Here is a 16,703-nt window from a genome sequence, read left to right on the forward strand (position 1 = left end):
AGCGTGTCCGGACGATCGACCTTGTCCGTATCGATGATGGTTCGGGCAAGGGTCGGTGGAGGGTGCGAGGCGCGCGGGCTACCGGCTCTAGCGTGGACGGTTCCAGCACGGACGGCTCATGAGGGTCGGCGGCAGGGGGGCGGGGTGAGGCCGTGGAGTGGTCCCCGGCGTCGGACGGCCTGCGGCTCGCGGTCGCCCGCGCCGACGGCCGCGTCGTCATCCGCGTGGCCGGCGAGCTGGACGTCTCCTCGGCCACGGTGCTCGCCCGCACCCTCGCCCGCGCACGCGAGCAGCGCGACCTGGTCGCGCTCGACCTGAGCCGGGTCACGTTCTGCGGCGCCGCCGGTGTCGACCTCCTCCTGGACGCCCACCACCAGGCCGCCGCCGAGGGCGGGGCCCTGACCGTCACGCGGGCCCACAGCGCGGTGCTGCGCCCGCTGGAGATGTGCGGGGGGGGGCGACGGGGCGCGGCTCGTGCACGACGCGCGCACGGCGCCGCTGGCGCCCCACGAGTACCGGCGGCGCCGCTCGCTCCTTTCGGAGGCGCTCTCGGTGGCCCTGCGGATCACCGGCGCTCCGATGGGCAACGCCCAGCTCTTCGACCCCGCGGTCGGAGCGCTGCGCATCGTCGCGCACCACGGGTTCCAGCAGCCGTTCCTGAGCTTCTTCGAGACGGTCGACGACCGCGAGACCGCGTGCGGCGTGGCCGCCCTGGACCACAAGCCGGTCTTCGTCGCGGACGTGGTGAACTCCCCGGTCTTCCTCGGCACTCCGGCCCTCGACGTGCTGCGGGACGCCGACGTCGGCGCGGTCGCGTCGGTGCCGATCCTGTCCCGCGCCGGTGCGCTGGTCGGCGTCGTGTCCGTCCACTTCCCGGGGTCCCTGGGGTGGCGGGACGGCCGGCGCCGGGCCCTGGAGGGGCTGGCCCGCGCCTCCTGTCTGATCTGAGGGAGCGGCGCTCGGGCGGTCGCGGAGCGCGGCAACGACCGGGCGGCGGCGCCCGGTTGGCCGGTTCTCGACACTCACTCCACCCTTCAAGTTAGGGTTACCTAAGTTGCATGGTCGTCCGTGCGGCGAGGCACGCGCGACCCGACCGGAAGGGGAGTGACGGTGGCGGACACGAACGGTGAGACCCGGGCGGAGACGGACAGTAAGGCCCGGGCGGAGACGGACGGTGAGGCCCCGGCGGCGCGTGCCGAGGACCGCGGGCGCGTGGTCGACATCCTCCTGGGCGGCTTGGCGGCCCAGACCCTGCGGGCGGCCGTCCGGCTGCGCGTGGTCGAGATCATCGGCGCCAAGGAGCGGCACGCCGCCGAAGTGGCCGCGGAGGCCGGGACGCAGCCGCAGGCCACTGCCCGGCTGCTGCGCGCTCTCGCGGGCCTCGGCATCCTCCAGGAACGCGCCCCGGGCTCCTACGCGGTGACCTCCGCGGGAGCCCTCCTCGATCCGACGCGCCCCGACTCGCTCGCGGCACTCGTCGGCATGTTCGCCGAACCGGCGATGCTGCGCGCCTGGGAGCACCTGGACGAGGGCGTACGGACCGGCGACACCACCTTCGCCTCGGTCTTCGGCACGGACTTCTTCCCCTACCTCAAGGAGCACCCGGAGCTGTCCGTGCTGTTCAACACGGCGATGAGCCAGTCCACTTCGCTCACCGCAGCCCAGCTCCCGCACGCCTACGACTTCGGCCGCTTCACCACGGTCGCCGACATCGGCGGCGGCGACGGCACCCTGCTGTCCCCGGTGCTGCGCGCGCACCCGGCGCTCTCCGGCATCCTCTGCGACACCGAGGAGGGCCTGGCACAGGCGCCCCCGACGCTGCGGCGGCACGAGGTGGAGGACCGCTGTTCCCTGGTGGTCGGGGACTTCTTCCGAGCGGTCCCCGAGGGCGCCGACCTCTATCTGCTCAAGAGCATCCTGCACGACTGGAACGACGACCAGGCCGTCACCATCCTCGGCCACTGCCGTGCGGTGCTTCCGCCCGGCGGGCGCGTGCTGATCGTGGAACACCTGCTGCCCGACGCCGTCGCTCCCGAGAGCACCCCTCTCTATCTGACCGACCTCAACATGCTCCTGAACGTGGGCGGAAGGGAACGCACCCGTGAGGAGTTCGCTGAGCTCTGCGACCGGGCGGGGCTCACCCTGACCTCGGTGACCGGGCTCGGCGAGGGGAACGCGTTCTGCCTCATCGAGGCGGCGGCAGCCGAGGGCTGACCGGGCGCGGAGTCCCGCGCGAGCGGCCGCGGGGCAGCCGCCCCGGGCCCGGCGCGCGTACGCTTCCCGGCATACGGACGCGAGCGGGGCGGGAACACGTCGGGGAGGGCGGGCCATGGCGGTGCGGGTGGTCGTCGTGGACGACCAGGCGGTGGTGCGCGCGGGCTTCGCCGCCGTCATCGACGCCGAGCCGGACCTGACGGTGACCGGCCAGGCCGCCGACGGCGCACAGGCCCTCGAACTGGCCCGCGCCCAACGCCCCGACGTGGCCCTGATGGACATCAGGATGCCGGGCATGGACGGCCTCACGGCCACGCGCCTGCTGACCGCCCTCGACCCGCCGGTACGGGTCCTGGTCCTCACCACGTTCCGCCGCGACGAGTACGTGTTCGCCGCCCTGCGCGGCGGCGCCTCCGGCTTCCTGCTCAAGGACTGCGAACCGCAGGACCTGGTCGACGCCATCCGCACCGTCGCCTCCGGTGAGGCACTGCTCGCCCCGGCCGTCACCCGTCGGCTCATCGACGCCTTCGCGGGCGGCGCGGTCCTCGCGCGCCCGCGGCCCGACGGCCGTCTCGACGCCCTCACCGCGCGCGAGACGGACGTCCTGCGCGCGGTGGCCGCGGGCCTGAGCAACCCGGAGATCGCCCAGGCCCTCGGCATCGGCAGGTCCACGGTGAAGACCCACGTCAACGCGATCCTGGCCAAGCTGTCGCTGCGCGACCGGGCGCAGGCCATCATCCTCGCGTACGAGGTCGGCCTGGTGAGCCCGGGCGCGGACGGCGCGGCGAACGGGGCCTAGGTCACAGGCTGTTGCGGAAGGGCCCGGTCACCTCGTAGGTGATGCCGCCGCTGCTGGCGCCGGACGTGCCGCGCTGCGAGGAGAAGTACAGGCGGTTGCCCGCGGGGTTGAACGCGGGCCCGGTGATCTCGGACGAGGACTGGCCGGTGATCCGCAGGAACGGGGCGACGACGTCGGAGGGCGTGATGATGCAGATCTCCATGTTGCCGCCGTCCTCGGCCACGTAGAGGTCGCCGACCGCGGCGGCGGTGACGTTGTCCACGCCGGTCAGCGGGGCGCCGCCGACGTTGTCGTCGTACACGACGGCGAGGGTGTTGTTCGCCGCGTGGTAGGCCCAGACGCGGTTGTCCCCCTTGGTGGTGAAGTAGCAGATGTCGGCGCGGTAGTGGCAGCCCTCGCCGCCGTTGAAGACCTTGGCGCCGGACACCTGGTAGCGCGTGGCGGTGGGGCTGCCGTCCGGGTCGGGCACGGTGGCCCAGGACAGCGTCCCGCCGGCCTCCTTGAGCACCTGGAGGGAGCCGGACGACAGATCGCCCCAGGTGGCGGGCACGAACCGGTAGAAGCGGCCGTCGGTCTTGTCCTCGGTCAGATAGATCACCTTGCGCACCGGGTCGGCGGCCGCCGCCTCGTGGTTGAAGCGGCCCATCGCCGCCCGCTGCACCGCCGGGTTCACGCCCCACGGGTCGGTCTCGTGGACGTGGCCGGTGTCGGTCTCCTCGCACGACAGCCAGGTGTTCCACGGGGTGGCGCCGCCCGCACAGTTGCGCTGCGTGCCGGACAGGACGGAGTAGGCGCCGGTGATCTGGGCGGCGCTGTTGAACTTCACCGCGCTCGCGCCGCCCTGGCCGCCGCTGAGCTCGGCGTTGGACACATAGATCCAGCCCGTGCCGTCGGCGAAGCAGGCGCCGCCGTCGGGCGCTCCGTGCCAGGTGTAGCCGGTGCCGGACACCTGCTGGGAGGAGCGGGCGATGACCCTGCTGGTGAAGCCCGCGGGAAGCCTGATGCCGTTGGCGTCGGCCGCCTGGAGGGCTCCGTAGGGGCTGGGCCCCGGCAGGGCGGGATACGCGGCGGCCTGGCGCCACAGCGAACCGGAGAAAGCTGTTGCTCCTGCGCTCAGAACGGCGGCGCGCAGCACGGTACGGCGTTCCATGTCGACTCCTTCGTCGCACGGGGGACGGGAACGCCGTGGACAGTAGGGCCGCCGCGCCGGGGCGGTAAGTCACCGGAGGATGAACTGTTTTCAGCCACTGGGCGAATGGCGATCACGTGATGCGGAAGCGCCGCGCCCGCCCTAGGGTCGACCTCATGGTGACCGCCGATGACGTACGCGCCCTCGCGCTCGCCCTGCCCGGTGCGGAGGAGAAGGCGGCCTGGGGTCGGCCGACCTTCCGGGTGGGCGGAAAGGTCTTCGCCGCGCTCGCGGACGACGACGCGTCGATGGGCGTCAGGTGCCCGCGCGAGGAGCGGGACGAACTGATCGCGGCCGAGCCGGAGAAGTTCTTCCTCAGGGCCGGACACGACGACCGCTACGACTGGCTGCGAGTGCACCTGAGCGCCCTGGCGGACACGGCGGAGCTGCGGGACATCCTCGCGGACGCCTGGCGGCAGCGGGCGCCGCGGCGCCTCGCCGAGGCACACCCCGACCCCTGGGCATAGATACCCCTGGGGGGTACTTGACGGGCGCGAACCTCGCCCCGTAGCGTCCTCCTCATCGACGACGGATACCCCCGCCGGGTATCCGTCCACGTCCCTTCAGGAGGCCCCACCATGTGCACCACGTCCGCGACTTCGTCGAGCGCTTCCGCCACGCCCACCGTCGTCCGCGCCGGTGGCGACGGTTCGCTGCCCGACTGGCACCTGCGGGGCGAGTGGTTCGACGTCTGTAGCTGCTCCCTGCCCTGCCCCTGCACCTTCGCGCAGGCCCCGACCCACGGGGACTGCCTGTTCACGCTCGTCTGGCAGATCCACGAAGGGCACTTCGGGGACGTGCGCCTGGACGGCCTGGGCGTCGTCGCGCTCGGCGAGTTCACCGGCAACATGTGGGTCGGCGACCCGAACGCCACGATGAAGGTGATGCTCTACCTAGACGCCAAGGGCGACCAGGCCCAGCGGGACGCGCTCCAGCAGATCTTCGCCGGGCACGTCGGGGGCTGGCCGGGCGAGTTCGGCTCCCTCATCAGCGAACTGCGCGACGTCCAGTACGCCCCCGTCCGCTTCGACGCGGCCGAGGACCTCTCGTACTGGCGGGCCGCCGTCGGCGACAAGGTCGCGGTCGGGGCGGTGGCCCTGACCGGCCCGACCGCCGACCCCGACCGCCGCGTCCAGCTCGTCAACGCGCCGGGCGCCGAGGTGGGGCCCGGCCAGATCGCCACCTGGGGCGTCGTCGAGAGCGACCACGCGGAAGGCTTCGACTTCTCCCACGCGTACCGGGGCGGATCGAGCAAGCACTTCCCCTTCGACTGGCGCCCCTGACCGGCCCCGGGCTCCCGGTCGGCCATCGACCGCCGGCCGGGCCGCCCGCGGCGCGGTGCGAAGGCTAGGACTCGCCGGTGATCCTGGCCGAGCCGATCGACGCCGCGGCGATCTCCCTGGCGGCGGTCCGGGTCGACGAGTTCGCGTTCAGGTTGGTCAGCGACGCCTGGTTGAGCGCGTGGACGACGAACTCGTAGGTGTTCACCGTCGAGGGCGAGCAGGGTCCCTGGTAGCCGTAGAGGCTGGCGCTGCCGCGGTAGTAGACCTGCCTGGCTCCCGCCGGGGTGGAGGGCTGGTACTTGTGGTCGACGTTCTGGGGGAGCGAAGCCGTGTTCGCCGGGATGTCGTAGATGACCCAGTGGATGAGGTTGGCGTTGTCGAGGTCGCGCATGACGATCGCGTAGCTCTTCGCGGCGGCCGGGGCGCCGGACCAGGCCAGGGGAGGCGATTCGTTTCTCTTGGCGGGGTCGCTGCCGCCGCCGCTGGTGCACTCGTGGACCTTGGGGATGACGCCGCCGTCGGCGAACGCGCTGCTGGAGAGGGCGAACGCGCTCCGGGGCGCCGACGGCGCCGAGGGGCTCGACGAGGCGGTGGCGGGCGAGAGGCCGACGGCTCCGGTGACGAGCAGAGCGCAGAGCGCGATGCGTGCACTTCTCACTGGAGGCTCCCGAGGAGGTGGGGGGACACTGGGGTTCCGTGGCGTGAGAGCGGTGTTCGTGCGGTGGGGCCAGCGTAGGCATCGCAGTTTCCGATGTCATGTCACTCATCGACCGGATCGCGGTACTTTTCTCGTCCTCGGCGAGCGCGGGGGCGAACCGCCAGCGCTGACGGCGAGCCCGGCATCGGGCCCGAAGTGCCACGGGGAGGCCCGGCCTCCCCGTGGCCCGTGCTCAGGCGGTGCAGTGCTTCTGCGCGTCGACGCGCACCTTGCGGCCGGTGAACTCCTCCAGGACGGCGATGTTCTCCGGCGCGTAGTTCGCCGCCGTGATCTTGTCGGCGTCCCGGCTGCCGAGCTTGCCGGTGTAGGGCGCGGACTTCTCCAGCCAGTACGCGGTGCGCAGGAACTGGGTCAGGACCAGGTCGCGCAGCTTGGGCTCGGCCTTGATCCTGGCCCAGTAGTCGGGGTGCTTGTCCTTGGCGACGCGCAAGTAGAGCAGCAGGTAGCGCAGGTTGGTGGCGGCGATGTCCCGGGCGTTGCTGGCGCCGACGCCCTTGATGTACTCCTGGACCACCGTCACCGCGGGCAGTCCGGTCAGGCCCGCGTTCTGCTCCGCAAGGACTCCCTGGAGGCGGTACTCGCCCTGCGTCCTGTCCCGCAGGTAGATGTCGTCCATGGAGGAGCTGAGGCTGTCCTTGATCAGGGGCAGGATCTCCTTGCGGGGGAAGCCGCCGAGCACGGGGACCGTCAGCGCCTGCTGACCGGCGTTGATCCAGGCCGCGATGTGGACGTCCCACTTGGTCCGGGACGGGTCGAGGTCCCACATGTGGGTCTCCTCGTGGATCGCCACCATCATCGACTCGGTGAATCCCTCGAAGCTCTGCTTGTTCACGAACTGGTCCCAGTACTTGTCCTTGGCCTGGGCGATCGCCAGGGCCTCACCGCTGGGCCAGCGCCGCTTGTACATGGTCTGGAGGGTGCGCATCCAGTTCGAGGAGTTGAAGGACGCCTTGAGGTCGCTCACGTCGGCGTTCGGCTGCGACGGTTCGTCGTAGCAGTAGGGTGCGGCGGCGCCACTCCGTGGGGCGCCGGGGGCGGCGGCCGCGGTGGGGCCGGAGGTGGCCAGGGTCCCGGCGCCGAGGGCCAGGACGACGGATGCGGTCAGCAGACGGGGGAGTTGTCTACGGCTCACGAGGACCTCGTCTCGAAGCGGTTGTGGGGGGATCGTGCGGACGGGCGCCCGCACCGCCCGTCACTCATCGAAGCTACTGACCCGGGCACCCCGTGCCTACTAACACGTCGTCATAACATCCGGGTGATGGCTCCTGCGTCTGGCTGCCCCTCCTGACACTGCTGGGAGGGGCGTGCCTGCGCTCCCGCCCTTGCCCTTCCGTGCGGCGATCTTGACGGTGGAGTCGAAGTGAGGCGGCTCGGCGAGAGAGCGGAGCAGCACACGTTCCGGGGCGGGTTCGCGCTGGACGTGTGGGTGCGCCGTCTGTGTGCGTTGGTGGTGGCGGGAGTCGCGGCTTACGCGTCGTACGTGGCGGGAGTTCGCTTTGCAGGGTGGGGCGGACAAGACGAGCGCCGCCTTGTGGCCACTGTCGGTCGACGGGCTTCTCCTGCTGTTGACCGTTGGTCTGCTGACGTCGTCCGGTCGCTGCGTTACGCGGCGGCGAGCGGTGATGTGGCTGGCCGCCTTTCGCGCTGCTGTTGTCCGTGGAACTCCTGGCACACGGTCCCAGCGGCAGGGTGGAAGACGCAGTGGACGCGTCCGAGGTGGCAGAGGAAGACGGTGTTGGAAGTGGGAAGCCGTGCGCGATCCGCTGGTCGGGCAGGCGCTGTGCCTGGACATGCGGAGCTGGCAGTCGCGCAAACGCCCCGTCTCGGCGGACTCATTGCGTAAGGAACTGCGGATCGGCGCGGTCCGGTCGCTGTACGGACTCGGGGGAGGGGCGTCAACGGCCTCGGCGGTGCCCTACGGCTGCTTGCTGAGGCGGCATAGTGCGTGCTGGCACCTTTTGCGTCTGCTGGTGGTACGGCCGTGATGCGGGTGCCGGCCTGGGCAGACGGTGGTGCTTTGGGGGCAGGGGAGGCTGTTGGGCCGTGAATGCTCCGGGTCTCGGGGCGGACTCAGACGGTGAGAACGCCAACGTGCCCGTTAATGGTGGCGGGCGTTGATCACATCCCCGCCGGATGGTTCCTGCTCACCGGATCTTGGCGTGCACGGAGCCAAGAAGGAGGGGGGCGAGAACCGCTACTCCAGCAGCGTCAGCGTGCATTCTTCCCCGGGGGACAGCGTCACTGTGCGGTCTGCCAGGGCGACAGCGATCGGGGACTGATCGGAGTTGGGCAGGGCCACACGGACCTCGCCGGGGCGCATGAGCAGTTGCATGCCCCAGTGGCCCCGGTAGCGGATGGAGAAGCCGTACTCCTGGAGCTCGGGCAAGGGCACGGGGTCGAGACGCAGCGCGCCGCCCCGCGGTTCGAGACCGGTGAGGCCGCGCTGGACGAGGTCGAGGGTGCCTGCCATGGCGCCGAGGTGGATGCCCTCGCCGGTGGTGCCGCCCTGGACGTCGGCGATGTCCCCGGCCAGGGCGTCCTGGACGAACTCCCAGGCCTGTGAGCGTCGGGAGCGGGCCAGGACCCAACCATGGACGAGGCTGCTGAGGGTGGAGCCGTGGCTGGTGCGCTGGAGGTAGTGGTCGACGGTGCGCTGCCAGGTCGTCTCGTCGAGTTCGTATCCCAGCCGCCGGAACAGGGATCGGAGTTCGACCGGACCGAAGAGGTAGCCGAGCATCAGGACGTCGGCCTGCTTGGAGGCCTGGTAGCGATTGACCGTGTCGCCCTCGGCCTCCAGGATCCGGTCCAGGCGGCGGATGTCGCCGTAGCGGTCGCGGTACGCCTGCCAGTCAAGCTCCGCGAGGTCGCCGTAGCCGTGGAACTGGCTGACGACTCCGGCGTGGAAGGGCACGTACAGCCCGTGGGAGACGGACTCCCAGAGGTCGAGCTCGGCAGTCGTCACGTCGGCGCGTTCGAAGAGGTCCTGGCGGCGGGGTTCGGGCAGGCCGCGCAGCACGCCGAGCGTCCGGGCCAGGACCCAGGCCGCGGTGAGGTTCGTGTACGCGTTGTCGTCCAGGCCCGGCCGGGAAGCGTCGGGGTAGGCGTCGTGGTACTCGTCCGGGCCCATCACCCCTCGGATGCGGTAGCGGCCGAAGGCCTCGTCGTACTCGGCCCTGCCTGCCCAGAAGCGGGAGATCTGCGTGAGCATCTCGGCGCCCTTGGTTCGCAGGAACTCGTCGTCGCCGGTGGCCTCGCAGTAGCGCAGCACGTTGTACGCGATCGCCGAGCCCACGTGGTGCTGGAGGCGGGAGTGGTCGGGCAGCCAGCGTCCGGAGCGCGGATTCAGATGGAGGCGCTGAGTTTCCTCGCGGCCGTCGCTGCCGCTCTGCCAGGGGTACATCGCCCCCGTGTGCCCGGCGTCGGCGGCCGCGGAGCAGGCCTGCTCCAGACGGCGGTGGCGGTAGGCGAGCAGCGCCCGGGAGACCTCGGGGAAGTGCAGGTTCAAGTAGGGCAGGACGAACAGCTCGTCCCAGAAGACGTGGCCGCGGTAGGCCTCGCCGTGCAGGCCGCGGGCGGGGACGCCGACGTCCAGGTCAGCGGTGTGGGGGGAGAGGGTCTGGAGCACGTGGAAGAGGTGGAGTCGCAAGGCCGTGCCGGCGGTGCCCGGCACGTCCAGCTCGGCATTGCGCCACAGCTGTTGCCACGCGGTGCGGTGGGTGGACAGAAGGGACTCGACATCGAGGGCGCGGTGGACGCGGTCGAGGGCGGCGTGCAGTGGATCGCTGATCGCCGGGTCCCGGGAGGAGTGCAGGGCGATGGTCTTGTCGATCGTCGCCGTGCGGCCGTCCGCCACGGGGACGAGCAGCAGGCGAGCGACGTGAGCGTCTGCCCGCACGCTGCGGTCCGCCTCGACGTCAGTGTCCACGAGGGTCCGGGCGGCGAGGCCGATGCGGATGTCGGAGGTGGTCGTCCGGCAGCGCATCCAGATGTCGCCGTGGGGCGAGGCACCGGCGTGGACGTGCGTGAGGTGCCTGCCGTCGAGCGAGCGATAGCGGTCCACGCCGGTGTTCAGGACCGTCCCGTCGAGGGCCGACTCGACCTCCACCTCGCCGGACCACCCCTCGGGCGTCACCTCGGTGCGCAGCAGGGCGAGGTGGGGGTCGCCCATGTGCACGGCCCGGAGCTGTCGCACGGTCAGGCGCCTGCCGTCCTCGTCCGAGTAGCTCGTGACGCGCCCCAGCGTCCCGGAACGCAGGTCGAGCCACTGGCGGTGGCCGTGGATCTTGTGGGTGTCCGGAGTGAGCCAGCTGCCGTTCCGCGTCCGGACGCGCAGCGGCAGCCAGTTGGGGAGGTTGACCATGTCCTCGTTCTCGACGTGGCGTCCGGCCACGTCCGAGGTGAGCCGGTTGTAGCACCCGGCCAGGTACGTGCCCGGGTAGTGGACGGAGTCGGCAGTGCACTCGGGGAGCGCGCCGCGGCTCGCGAAGCGGCCGTTGCCGAGGGTGCACAGGGACTCGCGCAGGCGCTCCCGCTCCGGTTCGTAGCCCTCGTACTCCCAGGTCCAGTCGCGCATCCTCAGTCCTCCGATCCGAGTAGCTCCGCTAGGTCGTCCACCACCAGGTCCGCTCCGTGCGTGAGCAGTGCGGCCCGAGTGCCGGGGGTGCGTGAGCGATCCACCCCGATGACGACGCCGAAGCAGCCGTGCTTCCCCGCCTCGACACCGGCGAGGGCGTCCTCGATGACTGCCGCGCGTGCGGCTGGGACGCCCAGGCGGCGGACCGCCTCCAGGAACAAGGCGGGCGAGGGCTTGCCGGGCAGATGCAGGCGGGCGGCCTCGGCGCCGTCGACGAGAACGCGGAAGTAGTCACGCACACCGGCCTGGTCGAGCAGTTCACCCGCGTGGCGCGAGGCCGAGGCGGCGGCCAGGGAGATTCCGGCGGCGCGCAGGACGCCGAGGAGGCGCACCGTTCCGGGATAAGCGTCGATGCCGTGCTCGCGCAGCCGGGCCGTGAACAACGACTCCTTGTGGGCGGCGACCTCCGCGACCTCGGCGGCCGTCGGGCGCAGCCCCCGGGACTCCAGGAAGGCACGTGCCCCGTCGAGGCGTGACTTGCCGTCGACGTAGTGCAGGTAGTCGTCCTTCGCGTCGAAGGTGCGGTGCAGGCCGGGAAGGGGATCGAAGGCCTGCTTCCACGCGGCTGCGTGCACTGCCGCGGAATCGGTGATCACGCCGTCGGTGTCCAGTACCACGGCTGTCGTGCCCCGCAGCGCGCGGGGCACGACAGCCGTGCCGTGTCGGCGGGCGTTCATCGGGCGCGGGCCGCCAGCGCGGTGAGGTCCAGGAGCCGGTGGGTGTAGCCCCACTCGTTGTCGTACCAGCCGAAGACCTTGGCCAGGGTGCCGTTGACCTGGGTCAGGGCGGGGTCGAAGACGCAGGAAGAGGGGTCGCCGATGACGTCGCGGGAGACGATGGGGGCCTTCGACACGCGCAGGATGCCGTTCAGCGGGCCGTCGGCGGCCGCGGTGAAGGCCGCGTTGATCTCCTCGGCGGTCGTCTCGCGGGCCAGTACGACGGCGAGGTCGGTGAGCGAGCCGTCCTCGACGGGAACGCGGACTGCGATGCCGTCCAGGGCGCCTGCCAGTTCGGGGACCACGAGACCCACGGCGCGGGCCGCCCCGGTGCTGGTCGGGATGATGCTCAGGGCCGCCGAGCGGGCCCGGCGCAGGTCCTTGTGCGGGCCGTCGAGCAGGGCCTGGTCGTTGGTGTAGCCGTGGATGGTGGTCATGACGCCGCGCTCGATGCCGAAGCGCTCGTGGAGCACCTTCACCATCGGCGCAACGCAGTTGGTGGTGCAGGACGCCGCCGAGACGATCCGGTCGCGTTGCCGGTCGTAGGCGTCGTCGTTGACACCGAGCACGACGGTGGCGTCCGCGTCCTTGCCGGGCGCGGACAGCAGCACCGTGTGGGCGCCCGCCTTCAGGTGCAGCTCGGCGGAGGCGCGGTCCCGGAAGCGGCCGGTGGACTCGATGACGATGTCGGCGCCGTGGTCGGCCCAGCGCAGGGCGGCCGGATCGCGTTCGGCGGTGACGGCGAGGCGGCGGCCGTCCACGGTGATCGAGGTGTCGTCGTACGAGACCTCGCGGCCGATGCGCCCGAACGTCGAGTCGTACTCCAGCAGGTGCGCGAGGGTGGCGGGCGGGGCGATGTCGTTGATCGCGACGACCTCGATGTCCTGCGTGCCCGCTTCGGCGCGATCGAGGGCCGCGCGCAGATAGGTGCGGCCGATGCGGCCGAAGCCGTTGATTCCGACGCGTACGGTCATGGTGGGGCTCCTTTGTGGCTCGGGCTGGTCAGCGGCTTCAGTCGGTCCACGTCCACTCGGCGACCTCCGGCAGGTCGGTGCCGTGCTCGCGGATCCAGGCGTGGTGGCGGGTGCGGGCGTCGGCCATCTTCTGGCGCAGCTCGGCGGCGCGGGCGCCGCAGCCGGGGACGCGGTCGATGACGTCCATGACGAGCCGGTAGCGGTCCATGTCGTTGCGCACGACCATGTCGAAGGGCGTGGTCGTGGTGCCCATCTCCTTGTAACCGCGCACGTGCAGGTGGGGATGGCCGGTGCGGCGGTAGGCGAGGCGGTGGATGAGCCACGGGTAGCCGTGGTAGGCGAAGATGACCGGCTTGTCGGTGGTGAAGAGGCCGTCGTACTCGAAGTCGCTCATCCCGTGCGGGTGTTCCTCGCGGGGGAGGAGCCGGGCGATGTCGACGACGTTCACGACGCGGACGGCCAGCTCCGGCAGGTGGTGGCGCAGCAGCGCGGAGGCGGCCAGGATCTCCTGGGTGGGTACGTCACCGGCGCACGCGAGGACTACGTCGGGCTCGCGTCCGTCGATGGCTGAGCCCGCCCAGTCCCAGATCCCGGCCCCGCGGGCGCAGTGGGCACGCGCCTGGTCCATGGACAGCCAGTCGAAGCAGGGCTGTTTGCCCGCGACGATGACGTTCACGTAGTCCCTGCTGAGCAGGGCGTGTTCGGCGACGGACAGCAGGGTGTTGGCGTCCGGCGGCAGATAGACGCGCACGACCTCGGGGCTCTTGTTGAGGACGTGGTCGACGAAGCCGGGGTCCTGGTGCGAGAAGCCGTTGTGGTCCTGGCGCCAGACGTGCGAGGTGAGCAGGTAGTTGAGGGAGGGGACGGGGGCGCGCCAGGGCAGGCCGCGTGAGGTCTTGAGCCATTTGACGTGCTGGTTGACCATGGAGTCGACGATGTGCACGAACGCCTCGTAGCAGGAGAACAGGCCGTGGCGGCCGGTGAGGAGGTAGCCCTCCAGCCAGCCCTGGCAGACGTGTTCGGACAGGATTTCCATCACCCTGCCGTGCGGGTCCAGGTGCTCGTCCACGTCGAGGGTCTCTGCCTGCCAGGCCTTGCCGCTGGCGTTGAACACGGCCCCCAGCCGGTTGGAGGCCGTCTCGTCGGGGCCGACGATGCGGAAGTCACGGCGCTCCGAGGTGTCGTTCATGACTTGTTCCAGGAGGTCACCGAGGACACGGGTGGGTTCGTGCAGGCCGGCGCCCGGTTTGTCCACGGGCACGGCGAAGCGGTCGAGGTCCGGGATCGGCAGCTCGCGGACGAGGAGCCCGCCGTTGGCGTGGGGGCTCGCGCCGAGGCGGCGGGTGCCTTCGGGGACGCAGGCAAGGACCTGCGCGGTGGGGCGCCCTTCGGTGTCGAAGAGCTCTTCGGGCCGGTAGGAGCGCAGCCAGGCCTCCAGCTGCCGCAGGTGGGCGGGGTTGTCGCGGACACCGGCGAGCGGCACCTGGTGGGAGCGCCAGGTGCCCTCGACGGGGTGGCCGTCGACTTCGGCCGGTCCGGTCCAGCCCTTGGGGGTGCGCAGCACGATCATGGGCCAGGCGGGCCGCTCGGTGGTGCCCTCGTCGCGGGCTGCTTGCTGGATGTGGGTGATGCGGTCGACGGCCCGGTCCAGGGCGGCGGCCAGGTCGCGGTGCACGGCGCTGGGGTCGTCGCCGCTGACGTGGATCGGCTCGTGGCCGTATCCGCGCAGCAGGGAGTCGAGTTCGGGCTCGGGGATGCGGGCCAGCACGGTCGGGTTGGCGATCTTGTAGCCGTTGAGGTGCAGGACGGGCAGGACCGCGCCGTCGTGGACGGGGTCGAGGAACTTCGTGGAGTGCCAGGAGGTGGCGAGGGGTCCGGTCTCGGCCTCGCCGTCGCCGATGACGCAGGCCACCAGGAGGTGGGGGTTGTCGAAGGCGGCGCCGTAGGCGTGCGCGAGCGAGTAGCCGAGTTCGCCGCCCTCGTGGATGGAGCCGGGTGTCTCGGGGGCGACGTGGCTGGGCACGCCGCCGGGGAAGGAGAACTGCCGGAACAGCCGTGCCATGCCGGTGGCGTCGCGCGTGACGTCGGGGTAGACGTCGCTGTAGCTGCCGTCCAGCCAGGAGTTGGCGAGCACGGCGGGGCCGCCGTGGCCGGGTCCCCACACGCACAGCGCGTCCAGGCCGCGTTCGCGCACGATCCGGTTGAGGTGGGTGTGGACGAGGTTGAGCCCGGGTGAGGTGCCCCAGTGGCCCAGCAGGCGGGGCTTGATGTGCTCGGGCCTGAGCGGCTCGGTCAGCAGCGGATTGGCCAGCAGATAGATCTGGCCCGCCGCGAGGTAGTTCGCGGCCCGCCAATGCGCGTCCAGGGTGCGCAGTTCGTCGTCGGTCAGTACGGTGCTGTTCTGGTGTTCGGCCGAAGGCATGAGGACTCCGTGAGTCGTCGGACGGAGGGAACGGCATGGCCGGCAAGGCGACGTCGTTGCCGCGAGGGGTGTACGAACGGGAGCTGCTGCGCCTGCAGACGGAGCTGGTGAAGCTCCAGGAGTGGGTGCGGGCCGAAGGCGCCCGGCTCGTCGTGGTCTTCGAGGGCCGGGACGCCGCGGGCAAGGGCGGCACCATCAAGCGCATCGCGGAACATCTGAACCCGCGGGTCGCGCGCATCGTGGCGCTGCCCAAGCCCACCGAGCGCGAGCGCACCCAGTGGTACTTCCAGCGGTACGTCGTGCACTTGCCCGCCGCCGGTGAGATCGTGCTGTTCGACCGGAGCTGGTACAACCGGGCCGGTGTGGAGCACGTGATGGGCTTCTGCACGAAGGAGGAGCACCAGCTTTTCCTGCGCCAGTGCCCGGTCTTCGAACGGATGCTGGTGGAGGACGGCGTCCTGCTGCGCAAGTACTGGTTCTCGGTGAGCGACGCGGTGCAGCAGGAGCGGTTCCGGCGGCGCCTCGAGGATCCGACGCGGCGCTGGAAGCTGTCGCCGATGGACCTGGAGTCCATCACGCGCTGGGAGGCGTACTCGCGGGCCAAGGACGAGATGATGGTGCACACGGACGTCGCGGAGGCCCCGTGGTTCGTCGTCGAGAGCGACGACAAGCGCCGGGCCCGCCTGAACACGATCGCCCACCTGCTGGGTTCGATTCCGTACTACGAGGTGCCGCCACCGTTCCTCGAACTGCCGCCCCGGCCCGCGTCGACCGGCTATGTGCGCCCGCCGCGCGATCTGCAGACGTACGTGCCGGACCACGCGGCGACGCTCTGAGACCCGCACGGCGCTCACGTCGGTTGCGGTACGACGGCGACGGGGCAGGCGGAGTGGTGCAGGAGCATGTGCGCGGCACGTCCTAGCTGGAGCCCGTACGGCCCGTGCCGCCGCTGGGCGCCGACGACGAGCAGGTCGGCACGGGCCGAGGCGTCGAGCAGCATCAGGTGCGCGGAGCCCTCGACGACGTGCTCGATCACCGCGACCGAGGGATGGTCGGCCACCACGTCGTGCAGCGCCGTGGCGAGGGCGTCCGCCGCGCGCTGCTCGTGCTTGGTGGCTGGCTCCCCGGGCTTGTGGGTGGGGAAGTCGCTCTCGTAGAGGGGACGCCGCCAGACGTGCACGGCCTCCAGGACGACGCGCCGCCGCTCGGCTTCGTCGAAGGCGAACCGGACGGCCGCCGCGGAGTGCGGCCGCTCCCCGACGCCGACCACGACCCGCTGCCGCCTTCCGGCCCTGGCCTGGTTGTCGTGGCTGCCGCGCAGCACGACCACCGGGCAGTCGGAACGGGCGGCGACGCCGAGGCTGACCGAGCCGAGCAGCAGCTCCGCGATGCGACTGCGGCCGCGCGAGGCCAGCACCACGGCGAGGGCGTTGCGCCCCTCGCGCAACAGGGCGGGCACCGGGTCGTCCCTCACGACCTGGAGGGAGAGCCTGAGGTCCTCGACGCGCCGGTGCGCCCGCCGCGCGGCGGTGTCGACGATGGTGTCGGCCAGCTCCTCGGCCGACGGCTTGCCGAGTACGTCCGCGAGTGGGGTGACGCCCTCGTCCTCCTGCGACGCGGCGTGCACGAGGCGCAGCGGAGCCCCGCGCAGGGCGGCCTCGTCGGCGGCCCAGTCGACGGCACGCAGGCTGTGTTCGGACCCGTCGACGCCCACGACGAGGGGAAGTTCCATCTCCCTCACCTCTCCTCAAGATC

15 protein-coding genes and 1 pseudogene are annotated in these 16,703 nt (G+C 71.5%); 8 read left to right on the forward strand and 8 right to left on the reverse strand.

Annotated features, from left to right (window positions below; translation table 11 throughout):
* Positions 1-224: 224 nt before the first annotated feature.
* The 4 genes and pseudogenes from AC5WAM_RS36915 to AC5WAM_RS36930 form a co-directional block, all read left to right on the forward strand.
* A pseudogene (locus tag AC5WAM_RS36915) lies at positions 225-392 on the forward strand (STAS domain-containing protein); the annotation flags it as partial.
* Between the two features lie 82 nt (positions 393-474).
* Positions 475-948 carry a GAF domain-containing protein gene (locus tag AC5WAM_RS36920; protein ID WP_495520211.1) on the forward strand — a complete coding sequence of 158 codons (474 nt, stop codon included), beginning with the start codon at positions 475-477 and terminating at the stop codon, positions 946-948.
* A 162-nt stretch (positions 949-1,110) separates the two neighbouring features.
* Positions 1,111-2,214 (forward strand): methyltransferase, encoded by a 1,104-nt coding sequence (locus tag AC5WAM_RS36925; protein WP_495520212.1) that lies wholly within the window; start codon positions 1,111-1,113, stop codon positions 2,212-2,214.
* 115 nt (positions 2,215-2,329) lie between these two features.
* The gene (locus AC5WAM_RS36930; RefSeq protein ID WP_495520213.1) at positions 2,330-3,013 is read left to right on the forward strand and encodes a response regulator; all 684 of its coding nucleotides are present in this window, start codon (positions 2,330-2,332) and stop codon (positions 3,011-3,013) included.
* Position 3,014: 1 nt separating this feature from the next.
* On the opposite strand, the gene AC5WAM_RS36935 is transcribed toward AC5WAM_RS36930, so the two are convergent.
* A complete protein-coding gene (locus AC5WAM_RS36935) occupies positions 3,015-4,163 on the reverse strand; it encodes an alkaline phosphatase PhoX (RefSeq protein ID WP_495520214.1) in 1,149 nt (382 codons plus the stop codon).
* Positions 4,164-4,318: 155 nt separating this feature from the next.
* Here AC5WAM_RS36935 and AC5WAM_RS36940 point away from each other — a divergent pair, with 155 nt between their 5' ends.
* Both AC5WAM_RS36940 and AC5WAM_RS36945 read left to right on the forward strand, forming a co-directional pair.
* Positions 4,319-4,669 carry an MmcQ/YjbR family DNA-binding protein gene (locus AC5WAM_RS36940; protein WP_495520215.1) on the forward strand — a complete coding sequence of 117 codons (351 nt, stop codon included), beginning with the start codon at positions 4,319-4,321 and terminating at the stop codon, positions 4,667-4,669.
* 111 nt (positions 4,670-4,780) lie between these two features.
* Complete coding sequence (locus AC5WAM_RS36945) at positions 4,781-5,485, forward strand: DUF1326 domain-containing protein (protein ID WP_495520216.1); 705 nt, start codon at positions 4,781-4,783, stop codon at positions 5,483-5,485.
* 64 nt (positions 5,486-5,549) lie between these two features.
* On the opposite strand, the gene AC5WAM_RS36950 is transcribed toward AC5WAM_RS36945, so the two are convergent.
* On the reverse strand, positions 5,550-6,143 hold the full coding sequence (locus AC5WAM_RS36950) for a YbhB/YbcL family Raf kinase inhibitor-like protein (protein WP_366792775.1): 594 nt from the start codon (positions 6,141-6,143) through the stop codon (positions 5,550-5,552).
* A gap of 232 nt (positions 6,144-6,375) precedes the next feature.
* Entirely contained in the window at positions 6,376-7,335 is a 960-nt protein-coding gene (locus tag AC5WAM_RS36955) for a hypothetical protein (protein ID WP_366792776.1), read from the reverse strand.
* Between the two features lie 307 nt (positions 7,336-7,642).
* Here AC5WAM_RS36955 and AC5WAM_RS36960 point away from each other — a divergent pair, with 307 nt between their 5' ends.
* The gene (locus AC5WAM_RS36960) at positions 7,643-8,188 is read left to right on the forward strand and encodes a DUF2637 domain-containing protein (RefSeq protein ID WP_495520217.1); all 546 of its coding nucleotides are present in this window, start codon (positions 7,643-7,645) and stop codon (positions 8,186-8,188) included.
* A 209-nt stretch (positions 8,189-8,397) separates the two neighbouring features.
* Here the strand turns inward: AC5WAM_RS36960 and AC5WAM_RS36965 are convergent, their stop codons facing one another.
* From AC5WAM_RS36965 to AC5WAM_RS36980, 4 genes are read right to left on the reverse strand one after another with little or no spacing between them, the layout of a single operon-like run.
* Positions 8,398-10,776, reverse strand: a complete 2,379-nt coding sequence (locus AC5WAM_RS36965) for a glycoside hydrolase family 65 protein (RefSeq protein ID WP_495520218.1) — start codon at positions 10,774-10,776, stop codon at positions 8,398-8,400.
* Between the two features lie 2 nt (positions 10,777-10,778).
* On the reverse strand, positions 10,779-11,513 hold the full coding sequence (locus AC5WAM_RS36970; RefSeq protein WP_495520219.1) for an HAD family hydrolase: 735 nt from the start codon (positions 11,511-11,513) through the stop codon (positions 10,779-10,781).
* The gene (gene gap, locus AC5WAM_RS36975; RefSeq protein WP_495520220.1) at positions 11,510-12,526 is read right to left on the reverse strand and encodes a type I glyceraldehyde-3-phosphate dehydrogenase; all 1,017 of its coding nucleotides are present in this window, start codon (positions 12,524-12,526) and stop codon (positions 11,510-11,512) included. Before gap ends, AC5WAM_RS36970 begins: the two co-directional genes overlap by 4 nt.
* A 37-nt stretch (positions 12,527-12,563) precedes the next feature.
* Positions 12,564-14,948 (reverse strand): phosphoketolase family protein, encoded by a 2,385-nt coding sequence (locus tag AC5WAM_RS36980; RefSeq protein WP_495520221.1) that lies wholly within the window; start codon positions 14,946-14,948, stop codon positions 12,564-12,566.
* 35 nt (positions 14,949-14,983) lie between these two features.
* Between AC5WAM_RS36980 and ppk2 the strand changes: the two genes are divergently transcribed.
* Positions 14,984-15,784: a polyphosphate kinase 2 gene (gene ppk2 / locus AC5WAM_RS36985; protein WP_495520222.1), complete on the forward strand. Its 801-nt coding sequence runs from the start codon at positions 14,984-14,986 to the stop codon at positions 15,782-15,784.
* A gap of 14 nt (positions 15,785-15,798) precedes the next feature.
* Here the strand turns inward: ppk2 and AC5WAM_RS36990 are convergent, their stop codons facing one another.
* Complete coding sequence (locus tag AC5WAM_RS36990) at positions 15,799-16,680, reverse strand: universal stress protein (protein ID WP_495520223.1); 882 nt, start codon at positions 16,678-16,680, stop codon at positions 15,799-15,801.
* Positions 16,681-16,703: the final 23 nt, after the last annotated feature.

This window comes from Streptomyces sp. JLYT201, assembly GCF_059448825.1.

Bases quoted from the DNA above. Each gene is read 5' to 3' on its own strand.
- ppk2 (WP_495520222.1), top strand. From the start codon at position 14,984: ATGGCCGGCAAGGCGACGTCGTTGCCGCGAGGGGTGTACGAACGGGAG.
- AC5WAM_RS36945 (WP_495520216.1), top strand. From the start codon at position 4,781: ATGTGCACCACGTCCGCGACTTCGTCGAGCGCTTCCGCCACGCCCACC.
- gap (WP_495520220.1), bottom strand. From the start codon at position 12,526: ATGACCGTACGCGTCGGAATCAACGGCTTCGGCCGCATCGGCCGCACC.
- AC5WAM_RS36935 (WP_495520214.1), bottom strand. From the start codon at position 4,163: ATGGAACGCCGTACCGTGCTGCGCGCCGCCGTTCTGAGCGCAGGAGCA.
- AC5WAM_RS36970 (WP_495520219.1), bottom strand. From the start codon at position 11,513: ATGAACGCCCGCCGACACGGCACGGCTGTCGTGCCCCGCGCGCTGCGG.
- AC5WAM_RS36965 (WP_495520218.1), bottom strand. From the start codon at position 10,776: ATGCGCGACTGGACCTGGGAGTACGAGGGCTACGAACCGGAGCGGGAG.
- AC5WAM_RS36990 (WP_495520223.1), bottom strand. From the start codon at position 16,680: ATGGAACTTCCCCTCGTCGTGGGCGTCGACGGGTCCGAACACAGCCTG.
- AC5WAM_RS36940 (WP_495520215.1), top strand. From the start codon at position 4,319: ATGGTGACCGCCGATGACGTACGCGCCCTCGCGCTCGCCCTGCCCGGT.
- AC5WAM_RS36980 (WP_495520221.1), bottom strand. From the start codon at position 14,948: ATGCCTTCGGCCGAACACCAGAACAGCACCGTACTGACCGACGACGAA.
- AC5WAM_RS36930 (WP_495520213.1), top strand. From the start codon at position 2,330: ATGGCGGTGCGGGTGGTCGTCGTGGACGACCAGGCGGTGGTGCGCGCG.